This window comes from Vibrio sp. L5-1, assembly GCF_021728315.1.
In the GTDB taxonomy this organism is placed as follows: domain Bacteria; phylum Pseudomonadota; class Gammaproteobacteria; order Enterobacterales; family Vibrionaceae; genus Vibrio; species Vibrio splendidus_K.
On the sequence record NZ_JAKKCQ010000002.1, the window covers coordinates 1074245 to 1091479 of the forward strand.

The 17235-nt window shown below is 44.8% G+C and carries 13 protein-coding genes and 1 riboswitch; of the genes, 8 read left to right on the top strand and 5 right to left on the bottom strand.

What is annotated here, in order from left to right; translation table 11 throughout:
• Window positions 1-46 precede the first annotated feature (46 nt).
• From L3V35_RS11685 to L3V35_RS11705, 5 genes are all read left to right on the top strand, one after another.
• Window positions 47-943 (top strand): LysR family transcriptional regulator, encoded by an 897-nt coding sequence (locus L3V35_RS11685; protein ID WP_114633051.1) that lies wholly within the window; start codon window positions 47-49, stop codon window positions 941-943.
• Window positions 944-1031: 88 nt separating this feature from the next.
• Window positions 1032-1325, top strand: a complete 294-nt coding sequence (locus L3V35_RS11690) for a YebG family protein (RefSeq protein ID WP_004735185.1) — start codon at window positions 1032-1034, stop codon at window positions 1323-1325.
• Between the two features lie 155 nt (window positions 1326-1480).
• A riboswitch (Fluoride riboswitch) is annotated at window positions 1481-1565 on the top strand.
• Window positions 1566-1759: 194 nt separating this feature from the next.
• Entirely contained in the window at window positions 1760-2452 is a 693-nt protein-coding gene (locus tag L3V35_RS11695; RefSeq protein ID WP_065206889.1) for an iron-sulfur cluster assembly scaffold protein, read from the top strand.
• Between the two features lie 24 nt (window positions 2453-2476).
• The gene (locus L3V35_RS11700; RefSeq protein ID WP_017074187.1) at window positions 2477-3466 is read left to right on the top strand and encodes a GGGtGRT protein; all 990 of its coding nucleotides are present in this window, start codon (window positions 2477-2479) and stop codon (window positions 3464-3466) included.
• Between the two features lie 232 nt (window positions 3467-3698).
• Complete coding sequence (locus L3V35_RS11705; protein WP_017074186.1) at window positions 3699-4340, top strand: MarC family protein; 642 nt, start codon at window positions 3699-3701, stop codon at window positions 4338-4340.
• 135 nt (window positions 4341-4475) lie between these two features.
• Here L3V35_RS11705 and L3V35_RS11710 read toward each other — a convergent pair whose 3' ends face one another.
• Window positions 4476-6470, bottom strand: a complete 1995-nt coding sequence (locus L3V35_RS11710; protein WP_237299747.1) for a bifunctional metallophosphatase/5'-nucleotidase — start codon at window positions 6468-6470, stop codon at window positions 4476-4478.
• A gap of 504 nt (window positions 6471-6974) precedes the next feature.
• Between L3V35_RS11710 and dapD the strand changes: the two genes are divergently transcribed.
• Window positions 6975-8006, top strand: a complete 1032-nt coding sequence (gene dapD / locus L3V35_RS11715) for a 2,3,4,5-tetrahydropyridine-2,6-dicarboxylate N-succinyltransferase (RefSeq protein WP_237299749.1) — start codon at window positions 6975-6977, stop codon at window positions 8004-8006.
• A gap of 98 nt (window positions 8007-8104) precedes the next feature.
• Here the strand turns inward: dapD and L3V35_RS11720 are convergent, their stop codons facing one another.
• Together L3V35_RS11720 and purL are read right to left on the bottom strand one after the other, a co-directional pair.
• Window positions 8105-8638 carry a DUF3332 domain-containing protein gene (locus tag L3V35_RS11720; protein ID WP_017074183.1) on the bottom strand — a complete coding sequence of 178 codons (534 nt, stop codon included), beginning with the start codon at window positions 8636-8638 and terminating at the stop codon, window positions 8105-8107.
• Window positions 8639-8890: 252 nt separating this feature from the next.
• Window positions 8891-12787: a phosphoribosylformylglycinamidine synthase gene (gene purL, locus L3V35_RS11725; protein WP_237299751.1), complete on the bottom strand. Its 3897-nt coding sequence runs from the start codon at window positions 12785-12787 to the stop codon at window positions 8891-8893.
• Between the two features lie 329 nt (window positions 12788-13116).
• Here purL and mltF point away from each other — a divergent pair, with 329 nt between their 5' ends.
• Window positions 13117-14685, top strand: coding sequence for a membrane-bound lytic murein transglycosylase MltF (gene mltF / locus L3V35_RS11730; protein ID WP_237299753.1), 1569 nt, complete (start codon window positions 13117-13119; stop codon window positions 14683-14685).
• A gap of 316 nt (window positions 14686-15001) precedes the next feature.
• Window positions 15002-15136, top strand: coding sequence for a hypothetical protein (locus tag L3V35_RS25460; RefSeq protein ID WP_004735176.1), 135 nt, complete (start codon window positions 15002-15004; stop codon window positions 15134-15136).
• A 58-nt stretch (window positions 15137-15194) separates the two neighbouring features.
• On the opposite strand, the gene tadA is transcribed toward L3V35_RS25460, so the two are convergent.
• On the bottom strand, window positions 15195-15833 hold the full coding sequence (gene tadA / locus L3V35_RS11735) for a tRNA adenosine(34) deaminase TadA (RefSeq protein WP_171329468.1): 639 nt from the start codon (window positions 15831-15833) through the stop codon (window positions 15195-15197).
• 85 nt (window positions 15834-15918) lie between these two features.
• Window positions 15919-17208 (bottom strand): hemolysin family protein, encoded by a 1290-nt coding sequence (locus L3V35_RS11740; RefSeq protein WP_054548062.1) that lies wholly within the window; start codon window positions 17206-17208, stop codon window positions 15919-15921.
• Between the last annotated feature and the right edge of the window lie 27 nt (window positions 17209-17235).

Genomic DNA, 17235 nt, shown 5'->3' on the forward strand with positions numbered 1-17235 from the left:
TTCTGAACGATATTCATTCCACCAGCAGTGCAAAACTAGGAACCTGATGGCTAATATTTCAATCAAACAACTCAAAGTGTTTGTCACCATTACCCAGCATTCGACGCTTACCGCCGCATCGGAAGCACTGTTTTTATCCAAGGCAGCTGTCAGCATGGCGCTGGGCGAAATGGAGAAACAGCTGGGTCACTCTCTATTTGACCGGGTCAACAACCGATTAATTCTCAATCAAGAAGGACAAAAGCTGCTTCCTTTGGCTGACGAGATTCTTCACAGAGCCGCAGGCATCGATGTTTTGTTCCGAGATGACCAACCATTAAGTGGCAATTTAAAGGTTGGCGCGAGTGACACGATTGGTAATCAGGTGGCACCTTTTATTTTGTCAGGCTTTAGAGAGCGTACTCAGCATCAAGATCAGAGCTTGTTCATTTCAAACAGTGCGCTGATATGCCAAAAGTTGGTGGATTATGAACTGGATATCGCGTTAATTGAAGGAAAAACACTCCATCCGGAGTTGATCTCTAGCCAGTTCAGTAGCGATGAAATGTGTATTATCGTTAGTAATCAACACCCTCTCCTTTCTCAAGACAAAGTTGCATTGCAAGATTTAGAAGGCAGCCATTGGATACTGAGAGAGTCAGGTTCAGGAACTCGCGAGTTTTTCCTGCGTGCTGTCGCGCCTCGTATTGAGCATTGGTATGAGTCCTTTGAACTCAACACCACCGAGGCCATCATCAATTCAGTTTCTGCAGGGCTTGGGCTCGCTTGTTTATCGAGGTTAGCCGCACAACGAGCGATTGATTCCGGCCGAGTAAAAGCACTCGATGTCCCGCTCGACATGAAACGCCGATTCTGGATGCTGGTGCACAAAGACAAATATCAAAGCCCGCTGCTGAAATCTTTCATGGGTTATTGTGAAGACTGGGCTACACATCAAGATTGAGGCCGTATTGTTAGGGCTCCAACTGGACTTTTAGCATCAGAAACTGTATAAAAAGCCAGTAAAATTTATCAAACTTAGAGGATTAACCATGGCTGTTATCGTCAAGTACGTGGTCGAACGCAACGGAGAAGAGAAAATGACTTTTACCTCTAAAGCCGAAGCTGACGCATACGACAAAATGCTGGATATGGCTGATGAGCTTTTTGAACTGTTAAGCAAAAGCGATTTAGTTGAAGATGAAGGCAAGCAAGAAGAACTTGCAATGTACCTAGCGAAGAATAAAGAAGAAGTTCTTTACGCACTAGGTGCTAAGCGCAAACCAGCTCCGAAAAAAGAAAAGAAACTTGAAGCTGTTGAAGACGCAGAAGAAGATGCAGCATAACTAGCTGATACCTTTCTAAAAAACGTCAATAATGCCTCTAATAAGAGTCCGTTGTTGGCGTTTTTTTATACTTATTGAAATATAATGAAGCTTGTTTATAGTCGAAATCGCTCTAAACATTCGCTTGCACAAAAGTGTGATAAAGATCTAATCTATAGTCATCAGGTGATGGGGTTCCACCTAAGCTTTTGCTTCAACCGCCCGTTCTTTTCGAACAGTGCTAATGACTCCTACAGAATCGAAAACAGGTAATACTGTTGGATGTATCGCTATTCCTCCATTTTGAAATGGACTTAGTCTATTAAGACCGAGCTTCATGACGCCTTTGGATTACCGATACTCAAGATCTGTAGTGAATTAGCCGCACCTCTTCCAACACGTCCTGTTTTCTCAACGCCCTAGGTCTTAAATGGCTCTATCAGTGAGAAAACATTATGCACTACTCTTCAGAAATTCAATCAATGTGCCCTATTCAAAGGGGTGATCTTCACACTTCAGCTCCCATTCCAGTTGAAGGCGCTATGGTTAGCCCAAAAGATGTCATCGCTATTTCTGGCTTAAGCCATGGCGTAGGCACTTGTGCACCACAACAAGGTGCAGCCAAACTGACGCTAAACGTAAAAAACGGCATCATCGAAGAAGCACTAATCGAAACGATTGGTTGTTCAGGCATGACTCAATCAGCCGCGATGGCAGCCGAAATCCTCACAGGAAGAACCATTCTTGAAGCCCTGAATACTGACTTAGTGTGTGACGCTATTAACGTAGCCATGCGCGAAATCTTTCTGCAATTCGTTTACGGTCGAACTCAGTCAGCATTCTCTGAAGGCGGCCTAGAAATTGGCGCAGCATTGGAAGACTTAGGTCAAACACAACGTAGCCAAGTAGGCACCAGCTATTCAACCTCAGCAAAAGGCGTTCGTTACCTAGAGCTTGCAGAGGGGTACGTAACCAAGCTTGCACTTGATGATCACAGCGAAGTGATTGGCTACGAGTATCTCAACCTCGGCAAAATGATGAAGGCGATTAATCAAGGTATGTCAGCCAATGAAGCAGCCGACCTTGCTATGGGTACCTATGGTCGCTTCGACGAAGCCGTTACCACTATTAACCCACGCCAACAGTAATTTTTGCCAATTTAGAGGAAAGATATGATGAACACTCAATTTAATGAATCTGTAAGTCGCGTATTGGCAGAAATGAACTTCGACTCTTTAGAGCAAGCGAACCAATACTGTCTATCACACAATGTAGACCCGAAAGCGTTAGTAATGGATACCCAGCCTATCGCGTTTGAAAGCGCTGCTGATGCGTACACCCTTGGTGCTGCACTAGCTCTGTTTCGTAAAGCGAGCAACGCTGAACAAGCCGCGAATATCATTGGCGAAGGCCTTCAAGCATTCACCAAACCCGGCAGTGTTGCCGAACAACGTAAAGTGGGCATTGGCCATGGCGCGCTCGCAGCTCGCCTTCTAAATGAAGGGAGCCACTGCTTTGCTTTTCTTGCAGGTCATGAATCTTTCGCCGCTGCAGAAGGTGCGATTAAAATTGCACTTAACGTCAACAAATCGCGTCAAACACCACTGAAAGTAATCTTAAATGGCTTGGGTAAAGATGCGGCTTACTTAATCTCTCGTATTAATGGTTTTACCTATGTACGCACTCAATACGATTACCAAACGGGTGAGCTTGTTGAAACAGAACGTCGCCGCTTCTCACAAGGCCCTCGCGGAGAGATCTTATGCTACGGTGCTGACGACGTACGCGAAGGCGTAGCCATCATGCACAGAGAAGAAGTAGACGTAAGTATTACAGGTAACTCGACTAACCCCACTCGTTTTCAGCACCCAGTTGCGGGTATCTACAAAGCGGAACGTACTCGTCAAAGTCTACCTTACTTCTCAGTGGCTTCAGGCGGCGGTACTGGCCGAACATTGCACCCTGATAACGTGGCAGCAGGCCCAGCGTCTTACGGCATGACTGATACCATGGGCAGAATGCACGCTGACGCTCAGTTTGCTGGTAGCTCTTCTGTTCCTGCTCACGTGGCAATGATGGGCTTCATCGGTATGGGTAACAACCCAATGGTCGGTGCAACTGTGGCACTAGCGGTTGCCGTTAGCGAATCTCAAAACGCCTAACAGCAGAGCGGCGTGATTCGAACGTGAGGAACCAAAAGAAATCCGTTAATTAAGAAACCGACAATAACGTACGAATAAATATTTACACCTACTACTAAAACTAAACAGCCAGTATTAACCTGGCTGTTTTTTATCCATATTTGCTCTACGATCTATTCCTAATAGTTATTTATCTATAAGATTAAATGCACCAGTCGCTAAGTATTTAACCCTATATTTTTAAAGGAATAATATGAAAGAGTTGATCATTCATACCATCACCGTGTTCATGGGCTTTTTTGCCATAATGAATCCCATCGCCAATACGCCGATCTTTTTAGGTTTAACGGCTGATAGCAATAGAGAGATGGTGAAGTCGATCGCTTTTCGCTCAGTGCTCATCGCCTTTATCATCGTGAGTACCTTTGCTATTTCCGGCAAGCTCATCTTTGATCTGTTTGGCATCACACTTTACGCACTGCGCATAACCGGCGGTATTCTTGTATTTCTTATTGGTTTTCACATGCTGCAAGGTGACTCGACACACGCCAAAGCAAAAGAGAAGGTCAATTCAGACGCGCAGCAAGATGCAGCATTGAGTATCGCGGTATCACCTTTAGCCATGCCTATACTGGCGGGCCCCGGCACCATTGCAACTGCGATGAACTTTGCCAGCACAGAGGGAATCTACGAGACCATTATTACCATTGTGGCATTTGGCCTCCTCTGCACCCTAACCTACATACTGTTTGTATTCGGTGAACGCTTCGTTAAAGCTGTCGGACCAAGTGCACTAAACGTGATTACTCGAATGATGGGTCTAATACTCGCAGTTATCGGTATGCAGATGTTGATTGAAGGGATTGAGCAGGCTTATAAAGCGCTGTTTATTTAACGTCTAATTCCACTAAGTTTTATACAAATATAGCCAGCAACTTGCTGGCTATATTTATTTTATTGTTAATCTATGACCTTGTATTTGAAGGCTTTCATTAACAATACATGACGCTCCTATAAGAGCGTATCAATACTATTTATATTCCACCGTTGTTGTTTCAAATCCTAGTGGCTCTAATACTTTCTTATGCTCAGCCCAAGAAATAAATGATTCGGCATCAGTATTACATACGTCACCTGAGCTTTCCGCACATGGTTTAGTACCACCATCATAGTTGACGCTATATTTCTCGGTACTTCCATCGTATGTCAGGTTATTAACTTTGTAAGTTTTAAAACCATTGCCTGAAATGACAATGTCTTGACGATCTGTTGATGTTAATTGAGCATCGCCTAATACATTCCAACCATCACTACCACTTGCATTATAGTTATTAACGATAACAGTGTAGTTATCAACATCGTTCATTGTCGTCCACACTGGATTGTCTTCTGTTCCAGTATTTACCTCAAGAGCCGTCACTGTGCCAGATACACCTTTCACATCTTCTGTAAACGTGTAACGCATGCCCGAGACGTACGGAAACTTACCAGCATGAGCACCTTCCGCAAGCGTAGGCTCAATTGTGCTGTCGATTAGATTTCGAATCACTTCGCCTTTAACGGTTAAAATCGACAAGTAGTTCGAGAATGGTAATAATTCTAATGTCGCATTACCTTCCCTGAAATCACCTGACGCAATATCCGTTCGAACACCACCAGCTCCCACCAAACCAATCTGAACATTTTTACCGGTAACCGCTGTTACCGACGGTTGATTTGCCCAATAAATCATACCTTGAGCAATCATCGGAGCAACATCTGAACCGTGCTTATCATTTCCAGCATCCCCGGGACGGCGCTCATGACTGATTTCAGTCGGTGCAGCTGCAACAACATCACCATACGCAGCATCGAGAGCTGGCTTATAAGTTGCGTCGATACGGGTTCTTAAATCAATATCTTCATCTTTTATCGTGATTTTTTCATTATTATCAATAAACGACGTTACATCATCTTTATCAGTGCTAATCATTTGATGTTCTCGATGAGAATCATGATAGAACTCATCATTTGATAATAAAGTATTGTTCCCAACGCATGACATGAGATTGCCATTTATGTCAAATGATACATCAACGTCTCCAATAGCTTCCGCATATTGGCCTGCTTGAACCACACAAGTATTTTGTGTTTTGTCTTTTTGTGGAATCATTTCGGCGTAAATACCATTATTACCTTGATCAAGATCGGTAAAATCACCAAGTAAAGTATGAGAATGACCGCCAACAATGATATCGATACCCGTTGTATTGGCAGCAAGCTCCTTATCGGCAGCATTACCTATGTGTGATAGAACGATGATTTTATTCACACCCTTGGTTTTTAAATCATTTATAGTGGCTTGAGTTGCTGTAATTTGGTCACTAAATGTCACATCACCAGTGCCGGTAGCAATCGTTGGCATATCCCCCAAAACAACACCGATTACCGCAACAACTTTCTCCTCATCACTTGCATCAGAAACAGAGGTAATTGCTCTTTTTTCTGAGCCTTCAAATGCAAATAGTTGATACGGATATAAATTATCTACATTACTTAAAGACTGATCTTTTGATGCATCCATATTATTTGCTAATACAGGAAAACTAACTGTATTGATGAACGATGCGAGCTTGTCGGTATCTAAGTCGAATTCATGGTTCCCAAGTACCATTGCATCTAACCCCATCTGGGACAATAAGTCTGCGTTTGCAGCACCTTCATTTAGCTTAAAGTAAGCGGTACCTTGCCATGCATCACCACCATGCAAGAATAACAAAGGTTCTTTGTCTGCTTTAGCCCCCGCTTTGATATCGTCAGCGGCTTTCAATAGGCGAGGATAACCGCCAAATTCGTTATAAACCTTCTTGCCATCAGCACCCATAGTAAAACTGGATTTTACAGGATCAAAATTTGAGTGGGTGTCATTCACATGTGCTATGCGCAATGTCATATCGGGGGCAATAATATTGTCGTCATTGTCCGAGCCACAACCAACCATCGCTACGCCGATAGAGAGCACCAGTAAAGACTTAGTAAAATTCATAGAAGATCCTTTATTAATCGTTTTAATGTCGTTATGGCAGGCAATATACTGACATCTTGCAGGGTTTTAGTGATCGTTCTCTTAATTACACGTCTGGGAAATTGAGTATTTACCCTAACTGTAGGCACAAGCGATTAATCAACAGAAGTCGAATAATTCTGGTAATAAACATGAATTTATAAAGAAATTGTGACTCACTCTATTGATACTGCTAACAAGAGGATGGGCTAAAGATAAGTGTCAGATGTGAAAATGAAATGGCACCGCGCTACTTAAGTAAGCACGCCCATATTTAAGAGCAAGGTATAATATCCGGATAATGAAAACTATCTCTAAAAAGACAAGCAATATCATTTTACAGACTTTATCCCGATACGCCCTTTCATAACGAGGGCGCTCTCTTTATGATGAACGCAATTAAATTAACTTTGCTAACGGCAGCACTCATTATTCGAGTCACTGCTATGAATAGCAAAATCAAGACTCAACACATGGAGATTCAACATGGCTTACTTTTCACTAGCCTTCGGTACGGCAACCAAAAACCGCGACAATAAAATCATTGAAGCGTTCTTCCCTAACCCACTTCTAAACCCAAGCGACGCTCTTTTAGCAGCTGTAGCTGAAGTGTCAGGTTACGCTGAAGGCAACCAAGCTATAGAAATCTCTGCTGCACAAAGCGCAGAACTAGCGAAAGCATTCGCAGCAAACGACGATGCAGCAAACGCATCTTTCGCAGAAAAAGCGGCAGCGTCTGAACAGCCACTTGTTCTTGTTGTTCTTGCAACTGACGAGAAGCCAGCATCAGTTGCTGAAGGCTTCCTAAAGCTACAACTTATCTCTAACCGCCTAGTTCAACCACACGGTACGGTACTGGACGGCATCTTCGGTCTACTGCACAACATTGCATGGACAAACGAAGGTCCTATCGACCTTCCTGAACTAGCTGAGCGTCAAATCGAAGCTCGCCTTGCTGGTCGCGCTCTGTCTGTAGATTGCGTAGACAAGTTCCCTAAAATGGTAGATTACGTAGTACCAACAGGTATTCGTATTGCTGATACTTCTCGTGTTCGTCTTGGTGCACACGTAGGCGAAGGCACAACAGTAATGCACGAAGGTTTCATCAACTTCAATGCAGGTACTACTGGCGTAAGCATGGTTGAAGGTCGTATCTCTGCGGGTGTTGTTGTGGGTAACGGTTCTGATATCGGCGGCGGCGCTTCTATCATGGGCACTCTGTCTGGTGGCGGTACGATGGTTATCTCTATCGGCGAAAACTGTCTACTAGGTGCAAACGCAGGTCTTGGTTTCCCAATGGGCGACCGTTGTACGGTTGAGTCTGGTCTTTACGTGACTGCGGGTACTAAGGTTCGCATGTTAGATAAAGAAGGTAACGAAGTAGAAATCATCAAAGCTCGTGACCTTGCTGGCGTTTCTGACCTTCTATTCCGTCGTAACTCGATCACTGGTCAAATTGAGTGCCTAGCGAACAAGTCTGCTGTTGAACTGAACAGCGAGCTACACAGCAACAACTAATCTACGCGCTAGATGCTAAATTACTAGATATTAAAAAATACGAGGCCGCTGGGGTTTAATCCAGCGGCTTTTCTTTTATAGCGGTAAAGCTGAGAAGATTATGCTTTTTCTGCTGCTAACTGCTCAAGGGCTTGAATTGAAGTTTCCGAAACAAGCGCTCCATCCATGTAGTAACTAACTTTGTCGCCATCACGAACACCCATCAGTACAGCTTTTTGGCCATCATTGTAGGTAATGTCCATACGTATGGTATTTTCATCGATTTGTTGCATTTCGCCTTGTTCGATATGGCGATTGTTGAAGCCAAGTGGGGCTTCTTTCAATGAATCATCTAGGCTGTCGTTCACATCAATCATGGTATCGACTTTGCTATCAAAGATGTGAGGCGCGCCAGTGAGTGGGTTTTTACCTGCCCAGAATTCGATCGAGTTAAATACGATGTAATCGGCTGCGAATGTTAAAGCGTAAACTGGAGCAAGCAAGAAGTTGACCCCAGCACGAGCGTAACGGTTGTCCACAACCTCTACGTTGAATTTCATTAACTTCCCAGTAACGGCATTACTACCGACACATCCAGCTAATGACATGACAATCGCTGCCACTGCAACTGCTTTTGTGATTGTTGTTTTCATAGATCCCTCTTATGCCACGATGATTGATTCAGTTTTTGAACGGCCAAATTGAATTGTTCTTGTATGAATACAAAAAATGATGGCCTAACAAATTGATTCCATAACATTTAGCGTAGTGGAGATTTTTAGAACAGCAAACTGCAAACCAAATTATTTAGCCTTAGTTCCTAAAATTTTGTGCAATAAAAAAGCGCAGACCTTTCGAACTGCGCTTTTCTCACTTTATCAAAAATGTCTGTTTAAAGAACCAGATTAACCCACATTCTTACGTGCGTTTTGGAACATACGCATCCAAGCACCATTCTCGCCCCAACCTTCTGGAGACCAAGAGTTAGCAACCGTACGGAATACACGCTCTGGGTGCGGCATCATGATAGTCACGCGGCCATCTGCAGTCGTTAAACCAGTGATAGCGTTTGGTGAACCATTCGGGTTGTTCGGGTATTGCTGCGTTTGGTTACCGTTGTTATCAACGTAACGTAGAGCAACTGTACCTGAGTTTTCAATCGCGTTTAGGTGGTCGTTATCACGCACTTCTACGCGGCCTTCACCGTGAGAAACAGCGATTGGCATACGAGAACCTTCCATGCCATTGAAGAATACAGAATCAGATTTCTGAACTTCAACTAGGCTGAAACGTGCTTCAAAACGCTCAGATTCGTTACGAACGAAACGTGGCCAGTACTCAGCACCCGGGATAAGTTCACGCAGGTTAGACAACATCTGACAACCGTTACACACACCTAGAGAGAAAGTATCTTCACGCTTGAAGAAGTTTTCAAATTGGTCGCGAGTAGAATCATTAAACAGAACTGATTTAGCCCAACCTTCACCAGCGCCCAGTACATCACCGTAAGAGAAGCCACCACATGCCACAAGGCCGTTGTACTCTTCTAGTACCGCTTGACCCGTTAGGATGTCGCTCATGTGAATATCAGTCGCTTCGAAGCCTGCGCGGTCAAATGCTGCTGCCATTTCAACGTGAGAGTTAACACCCTGCTCACGGAGAATCGCCATCTTAGGTTTAGCGCCCGTGTTGATGTAAGGAGCTGCAATGTCTTCATTTACGTCGAAGCTTAGTTTCACGTTCAGACCTGGGTCTGAGTTGTCTTTCTTCGCTTCGTGCTCTTGGTCTGCACAGATTGGGTTATCACGTAGGCCTTGCATCTTGTGCGTGGTTTCAGCCCAAATAGTACGTAATTCAGTACGGTTACGTTGGATTACAACGTCTGCGCCTGACTTAATCACGACTTCGTCTGATGCTTCAACAGAACCAATTACGTGTGAACACGCTTCTAAACCGTTTGCTGCAAGAGTAGAAAGAACAGCATCTAGGTCATCGTTGCGAACTTGGATTACTGCACCCAGCTCTTCGTTGAATAGTGCTGCTAGTGTATCTTCGCCTAACGCTTCGATATTAGCTTGAACACCACAGTGACCTGCGAACGCCATTTCTGCTAGCGTTACGAATAGACCGCCATCGCCTTTATCGTGGTAAGCGACAACTTGATCATTCGCTACAAGTGCTTGAACGCCTTCGTAGAAACCTTTTAGTTGTGCTGCGTTGTCTACGTCTGCTGGCTTGTCACCAAGCTGCTTGTAAACCTGTGCAAGTGCTGTCGCACCCATGCGGTTTTTGCCGTTACCTAAATCGATAAGTACTAGGCTTGAAGCGCCTTTGTCAGTGCGAAGCTGAGGCGTAATCGTTTTACGAACGTCTTCAACACGTGCAAACGCAGTGATAACAAGAGATAGCGGAGACGTGACTTCTTTCTGCTCGCCATTCTCTTCCCACTTGGTCTTCATCGACATTGAGTCTTTACCCACAGGGATAGTTAGACCCAGTGCCGGACATAGCTCTTCACCCACCGCTTTCACCGCTTCGTAAAGACCTGCATCTTCACCTGGGTGACCCGCTGGAGACATCCAGTTAGCCGACAGTTTAATGTGTTTGATATCGCCGATGTTAGTCGCTGCGATGTTAGTGATTGCTTCACCAACCGCTAGACGAGCCGATGCGCCGAAGTCTAGTAGTGCCACTGGCGTACGCTCACCAAGAGACATTGCCTCACCGTGGTAAGAGTCGTAACTTGCTGCAGTTACTGCGCAGTTAGCAACTGGAACCTGCCATGGACCAACCATTTGGTCACGAGCGACAAGGCCTGTAACCGAGCGGTCACCGATAGTGATAAGGAATGTTTTCTCTGCCACTGTTGGTAGGCGAAGAATACGGTCAACCGCTTCGTTTAGTTCGATACCAGAACGGTCAATCGCAGGATTGTTCGCTTTTAGCGTCTTCGCGTCACGGTGCATCTTAGGCGTTTTACCTAATAGGATGTCCATCGGCATGTCGATTGGCGTGTTGTCGAAGTGTGAATCTTCTAATTTAAGATCTCGTTCTTCTGTTGCTTTACCAACAATCGCGAATGGAGCGCGTTCACGCTTACAAATCGCTTCAAATGTCGCTAAGTCTTTATCAGCAACCGCCATTACGTAACGCTCTTGAGATTCGTTACACCAGATCTCAAGTGGGCTCATACCCGGCTCATCGTTTGGTACGTCGCGTAGGTTGAAGATACCACCACGTTCACCGTCGTCGACTAGCTCAGGAAGTGCATTCGAGATACCGCCCGCGCCCACATCGTGGATGAATGCGATTGGGTTCGCATCACCAAGCTGCCAACAACGGTCGATAACTTCCTGACAACGACGTTCCATCTCTGGGTTTTCACGTTGTACAGAAGCAAAATCTAAGTCTTCAGAAGAAGAACCAGAATCCATTGAAGATGCAGCACCGCCACCAAGGCCAATGTTCATTGCTGGACCGCCAAGAACGATTAGGCTTGCACCTACTGGGATCTCTTTCTTCTGAACATGATCATCACGAATGTTACCTAGACCACCAGCCAGCATGATTGGCTTGTGGTAACCACGTACTTCTTCACCTGCGTGAGAGTTTACTTTCTCTTCGTAAGTACGGAAGTAACCTAATAGGTTTGGACGACCAAATTCGTTGTTGAATGCTGCGCCACCAAGAGGACCTTCAAGCATGATATCCAGAGCAGTAACGATACGGCTCGGCTTACCAAAGTCAGTTTCCCAAGGTTGAACGAAGTTCGGGATCTTAAGGTTAGATACTGAGAAAGCAACTAGACCCGCTTTTGGCTTACCACCAATACCAGTTGCGCCTTCATCACGGATTTCGCCGCCTGAACCTGTTGATGCGCCCGGCCATGGAGAGATTGCCGTTGGGTGGTTGTGCGTTTCAACTTTCATCAAGATGTGTGTTTTCTCTTGGTGGTAGTTGTACTGACGAGTTTCTGGGTCTGGGAAGAAACGACCCACCTCAGAACCTGTCATTACCGCTGCGTTATCTTTATAAGCAGACAGAACGTGTTCTGGTGTCGTTTCAAAAGTGTTCTTAATCATCTTGAACAATGATTTTTCTTGCTTAACGCCATCGATAGTCCAATCAGCGTTAAAGATCTTGTGACGACAGTGCTCTGAGTTCGCTTGTGCAAACATCATTAGCTCGATGTCAGTCGGGTTACGACCTAGCTTTTCAGTGAAGCTTTCAAGAAGGTAATCAATTTCATCTTCTGCAAGCGCAAGACCTAGGGTAACGTTTGCTTGTTCAAGCGCTTTACGTCCGCCAGTTAATAGGTCAACTTCCGCGTAAGGAGCAGGCTCAGCAACAGTAAATAGTGCCGCTGCCGATTCGAAGTCAGTGAAAACCACTTCCATCATACGGTCGTGCAGGATTGCTTTCAGCTCAACAAGTTGAAGCTCAGAAAGTTCAGAAGAAGTTTCAATGTAAAAAGCTGTACCGCGCTCTAGACGTGACACTTTAGCCAGTCCACAGTTGTGTGCGATATCAGTTGATTTTGAAGACCAAGGCGAGATAGTGCCTGGACGTGGCGTTGCAAGCAGCAATAAACCTTCAGGTTCATGCTCTTCAATCGTTGGACCGTAAGTCAGTAGCTTTTCTAGCTTCTCAACTTCAGACGCATCTAGGTCTGCCGTTAAATCAGCAAAGTGGGCAAACTCAGCGTAAATACCTGTTACAGGTAAGCTTAATTCACGACAAAGCTCTAAAAGCTTGTTAACACGAAACTCAGATAGAGCTGGGGAGCCACGCAAAATTCTCATGTGCTTAGGTCTCTTATGCAGTTGATTAAGGTGATATTGGAATAAATTCAGTGGGTTATAGGAACAACCTAACTGTTTTCTTCGAAGCTATTCCCGAAGGTTAACAAACCTATGCCGATTCCACCTCTTCAATGCGAGCGCATTATAAAGCATTTCTTTTTGTGACGTAACACCAAAAGCAACCGTTTGCGTTATTTTTTTCATCTAACGATATAAATGACAGTTTTGCTGCATTTATCAGCACTTTTACAACTGTTTAAATAAACCTGCTTTGCCGGGCTTGCGGGGTTTGGTATAAAGGGGCTTCCACTTTTCGAGATTTCATTTTGATGCCTAAATTTACGCTCATCTTTTCGTCTAAGTTCCTTCTGCTCGCTATTGCCCTATTTGGGTTGGCTGGATGCCAGATTGAATCTGAACCTAAAAGTGTCCTTGAGCAGATACGAGAGCGTGGCGTTCTTCGTGTCGGCACCCTGAATAACCAACTCTCTTATTACATCGGTCCAGATGGTCCTGCTGGCTTGGACTACGAGTTAGCTCGCGAGTTTGCTGAAGAGCTTGGTGTAAAGCTTGAAGTTAAACCTGCATACCGCTTATCCGGCCTATTCCCTGCGTTGAAGAAAGGCGAAATCGATCTTATCGCTACTGGGTTAACACAAAACAACAACCTGACACGTGCGTATCGCGCTGCACCTGCTTATTACTATGTAAGCCAACAAGTCGTGTACAAAAAAGGTCAGTGGCGACCAAGAAACCTTGAGCAACTGATCAAGTTTGAGAATGAGCGTCAGGCTGATTTCGTAAAAGCACAAACTGAACCAGAAGAGGTAGCGTCTACTGACACATTGACGCCATCTTTGGTTGTAGTGAAAGACTCACACTTTGAGCCAACACTAAAACAGCTGCAAAACACGCACGATGACTTTATCTACGATGCGATCGGCAATGCTGACATCAACGACCTGCTAAAAGAAGTCTCTACAGGGGAACGCTTGTTTACTGTGGCGGATTCGATTGAGCTGTCACTCGCACAACGTTTATACCCAGACGTGGCTTTGGCTTTTGAACTTACAGAAGACCAACCGATCTCTTGGTATTTACAGAAGTCTGAAGATGAAAGCCTTTATGCGCTGCTGATTGAGTTTTTCGGTAACCTAAAGCAGTCTGGTGAACTCGCTTCACTAGAAGAGAAATATATTGGCCATATCGGCACCTTCGATTATGTCGATACTCGTGCCTTTATCCGCGCTCTAGACAGCAAGCTACCAAAATGGTCGCCACTATTTCAGAAATACTCGCAAGAATTTGATTGGCGCTTAATCGCAGCTTTGGCATACCAAGAGTCACACTGGAACCCAGTCGCGCGTTCTCCTACAGGTGTTCGTGGCATGATGATGTTGACGTTGCCAACCGCAAAGAGCGTAGGTGTAACCAATCGTCTTGACCCGAAACAGTCGGTACAAGGTGGCGTGGAATATTTACGTCGTATCGTGAATCGAGTTCCTGACTCAATTACTCAACATGAAAAGATCTGGTTTGCCCTCGCCTCATATAACGTAGGTTACGGTCACATGATGGATGCACGTCGCTTAACCAAAGCACAAGGCGGCAACCCTGACGCTTGGGGTGATGTAAAAGATCGACTTCCTCTATTGAAACAAAAGAAGTACTACAGCCAAACTCGATACGGCTATGCGCGTGGTGATGAAGCAAGGAATTACGTTGAGAATATTCGCCGTTATTACCAAAGCATTATTGGTCATGTGAATAAGCGAAATAAAGAAGAAGAAGCGAGCCTCGAAGGTTTGGTGGTTATCCCACCTTTAGAGATCTCGGGCGCTGAATCGACAATCAGTGCGGCTGAATCCGCTGTCGACGAAGCTGAGTCTTCCAAATAAATAAAAAGAGCAATGCTATATAGCGTTGCTCTTTTTTTTATACATGAGCCACTGGTTCGTATTGGCTAGTTCGCATTGAGAAACTAAACCAACAAAGTGACCGTTAAATTTTAGGTGTCATATTGCAGTAACAATCGAACTTTATAACGACACACCATAAGCGCCATGATGTTCTGTTGTATTCAGACACTGACAATCGCGATGGTTACTCAAAAAGTATCGCTAAGTTCGCGGCAGAGATCATAAACAAGTAACCACTATAATTAAAACTGAAGTCATAATTACAAAGCCAGACGACAAATAGGAAATCGTTGAAATGATGAAGAGTAAACTGAAATCGAAGCGCCTTGATAAGACCGTTGCTGCAAACCGTCGTAAGCGTATGCTTTCAAATAATAAGAAGAAAATCATTTGGCGCAACCGTGCTTTCATGCAGATACTTTCTGAGTAAATATACCGAGTAAGTTTTCTGCGGCACTCTTGCGATAGAGAGTGCCGAAAGCTTGCTGCTATTTTTTGTTACAGACCTTGTTCTTGTTACTGACCTTATTCTTATTACTTGCCTTGTCAGATTCTAAACACTGCTCTTCCAACAGACGGTCTTGCTTCCGTTTTTCTTTTATCTCTTTTCTACGACGCTTGAAAAACGCCTGCAACTGCTCACGACATTCTGCTTCTAATAAGCCATGCTCAACATCGGCATAGTGGTATGAGGCTTGGCTTTCAAAGAGATTCAATACCGTACCCGCAGCACCCGCTTTTAAGTCAGGTGCACCAAAGACAATCCGCTTCACTCGGCTGTGTAACAAGGCACCAGCACACATTGGGCAAGGCTCAAGCGTGACGTATAAGGTGGTATCAAGTAAGCGATAGTTTTCCAAGGCTTGGCCAGCTTTACGCAAGGTTTCGATTTCTGCGTGTGCCGTGGCATCGTGGCTGCCAATCGAACGGTTCCAACCTTCAGAAATAATCTCCCCCTCTTTCACCAACACAGCACCAACGGGAACCTCTCCCTCTTTCTCTGCTTGCTTAGCAACCTCAATGGCGCGTCGCATGAAGATTTCATCTTGAGGGGTGAATTGATGGTCTGACAAAGGGAACTCCAGAAAACAAAGGATAAGAACAAAAAAAGGTATGCGGAGAAGCATACCTAATCTTAGTAATAATGAACAATAAAGAGATAATGAACAACAAGCGTTGGCTTGTTCGTTTAATCTCTCGCTAGCGGCTTATCTAACTAACATCATCGCCTAGCTCATTGACTAATCTTGTCGCTTTAACACTCACGATACGGTTGTTCTCAACCGAGATGATTTCAAACTGCCATTGCTGACACTGAACCACTTCTCCCGTATCGGGTAAACGCCCAATCAGCCAAGTGACAAGGCCATTCAATGTTTGGAAGCCTTCGCTTTCCCCTTCTAACTCTGACAGCTCTAAGCGGTTCTTGAGCTCACTGATAGGGATTAATCCATCCACCAGCAATCCGTCTTCCACTTGTTCTGTCCATAGGTCATTGGGGTTATTGGATAACTCACCTGCAATCGCTTCAAGAATATCATAATGAGTCACAAGGCCTTGCACATCACCATATTCATCGACAATGAATGCCATCTCGGTACCCGACTCTTTAAAGTAGCCAAGTAGCCGCAGTGCCTTCATCGATTCTGGAACGTAGATCGGCGACTTAGACAGCCCCATGATAACTTGAATACTTAAATTGCCTGCCTGATTCAGCAAGGCTTTGGACGACACCGTACCGACCACTTTATTGAGGTGATCTTGGCACAATGGAAATACACTGTGCTTTGAAGAGCGCAGTTTCTTAAATATCTGCTCTACAGGTTGCTCAATATCTAGAAAGTCGACATCTCGACGTGGCGTCATCAATGAGCTTACAAGGCGATCATCAAGCTGCAAGATATTACGAATCATCTCTTGCTCGCCGCGCTCAATCACTCCAGATTCTGAGCCCTCTTTCACCAGTGCATGGATATCGTCTTCAGTGACACTATCTTCTTCACCGCCACGCCCCATCAGCTTTAAGATGCCTTCGGTTGACGCAGACAACGCAAACACAAACGGCGTTGCGATTTTAGATAACCAGAAGATTGGTAGCGCGACTAACACAGCAATGTTTTCAGCTTGAGACTGAGCAAAACGCTTTGGTACCAACTCACCCACAACAATCGCGAAGTAAGTAATACCGACAACGACTACCGCAGTAGACAAAATATTCGCTTGTGTTGGGTCGAATCCCCACAGTTCAAGTTGAACCGCAAGTGGAGCTGATAGCGTAGCCTCGCCCACGATACCGCTGAGTAGGCCGATTACCGTAATACCGATTTGAATGGTTGAAAGGAAGCGGGTTGGGTTTTCTTTGAGCTCAAGAGCAATCTGAGCGGAGCGATGTTTTTCGGCCAAGCGTTTCAACCGACTATTTTTTGCTGCTACCAGTGCAATCTCAGACATGGCAAACAGACCATTTAAAACAATTAACCCTACTAAAAGCAGAATCTTCATGTGGCTTGGATTTCCTAATTTTACCGG

Coding starts and splice junctions, on each gene's coding strand:
- L3V35_RS11740 (WP_054548062.1), bottom strand. CDS start 17,208: ATGAAGATTCTGCTTTTAGTAGGGTTAATTGTTTTAAATGGTCTGTTT.
- tadA (WP_171329468.1), bottom strand. CDS start 15,833: ATGCTTCTCCGCATACCTTTTTTTGTTCTTATCCTTTGTTTTCTGGAG.
- L3V35_RS11690 (WP_004735185.1), top strand. CDS start 1,032: ATGGCTGTTATCGTCAAGTACGTGGTCGAACGCAACGGAGAAGAGAAA.
- mltF (WP_237299753.1), top strand. CDS start 13,117: ATGCCTAAATTTACGCTCATCTTTTCGTCTAAGTTCCTTCTGCTCGCT.
- purL (WP_237299751.1), bottom strand. CDS start 12,787: ATGAGAATTTTGCGTGGCTCCCCAGCTCTATCTGAGTTTCGTGTTAAC.
- L3V35_RS11710 (WP_237299747.1), bottom strand. CDS start 6,470: ATGAATTTTACTAAGTCTTTACTGGTGCTCTCTATCGGCGTAGCGATG.
- L3V35_RS11705 (WP_017074186.1), top strand. CDS start 3,699: ATGAAAGAGTTGATCATTCATACCATCACCGTGTTCATGGGCTTTTTT.
- L3V35_RS11695 (WP_065206889.1), top strand. CDS start 1,760: ATGCACTACTCTTCAGAAATTCAATCAATGTGCCCTATTCAAAGGGGT.
- L3V35_RS11685 (WP_114633051.1), top strand. CDS start 47: ATGGCTAATATTTCAATCAAACAACTCAAAGTGTTTGTCACCATTACC.
- L3V35_RS25460 (WP_004735176.1), top strand. CDS start 15,002: ATGATGAAGAGTAAACTGAAATCGAAGCGCCTTGATAAGACCGTTGCT.
- dapD (WP_237299749.1), top strand. CDS start 6,975: ATGGCTTACTTTTCACTAGCCTTCGGTACGGCAACCAAAAACCGCGAC.
- L3V35_RS11700 (WP_017074187.1), top strand. CDS start 2,477: ATGATGAACACTCAATTTAATGAATCTGTAAGTCGCGTATTGGCAGAA.
- L3V35_RS11720 (WP_017074183.1), bottom strand. CDS start 8,638: ATGAAAACAACAATCACAAAAGCAGTTGCAGTGGCAGCGATTGTCATG.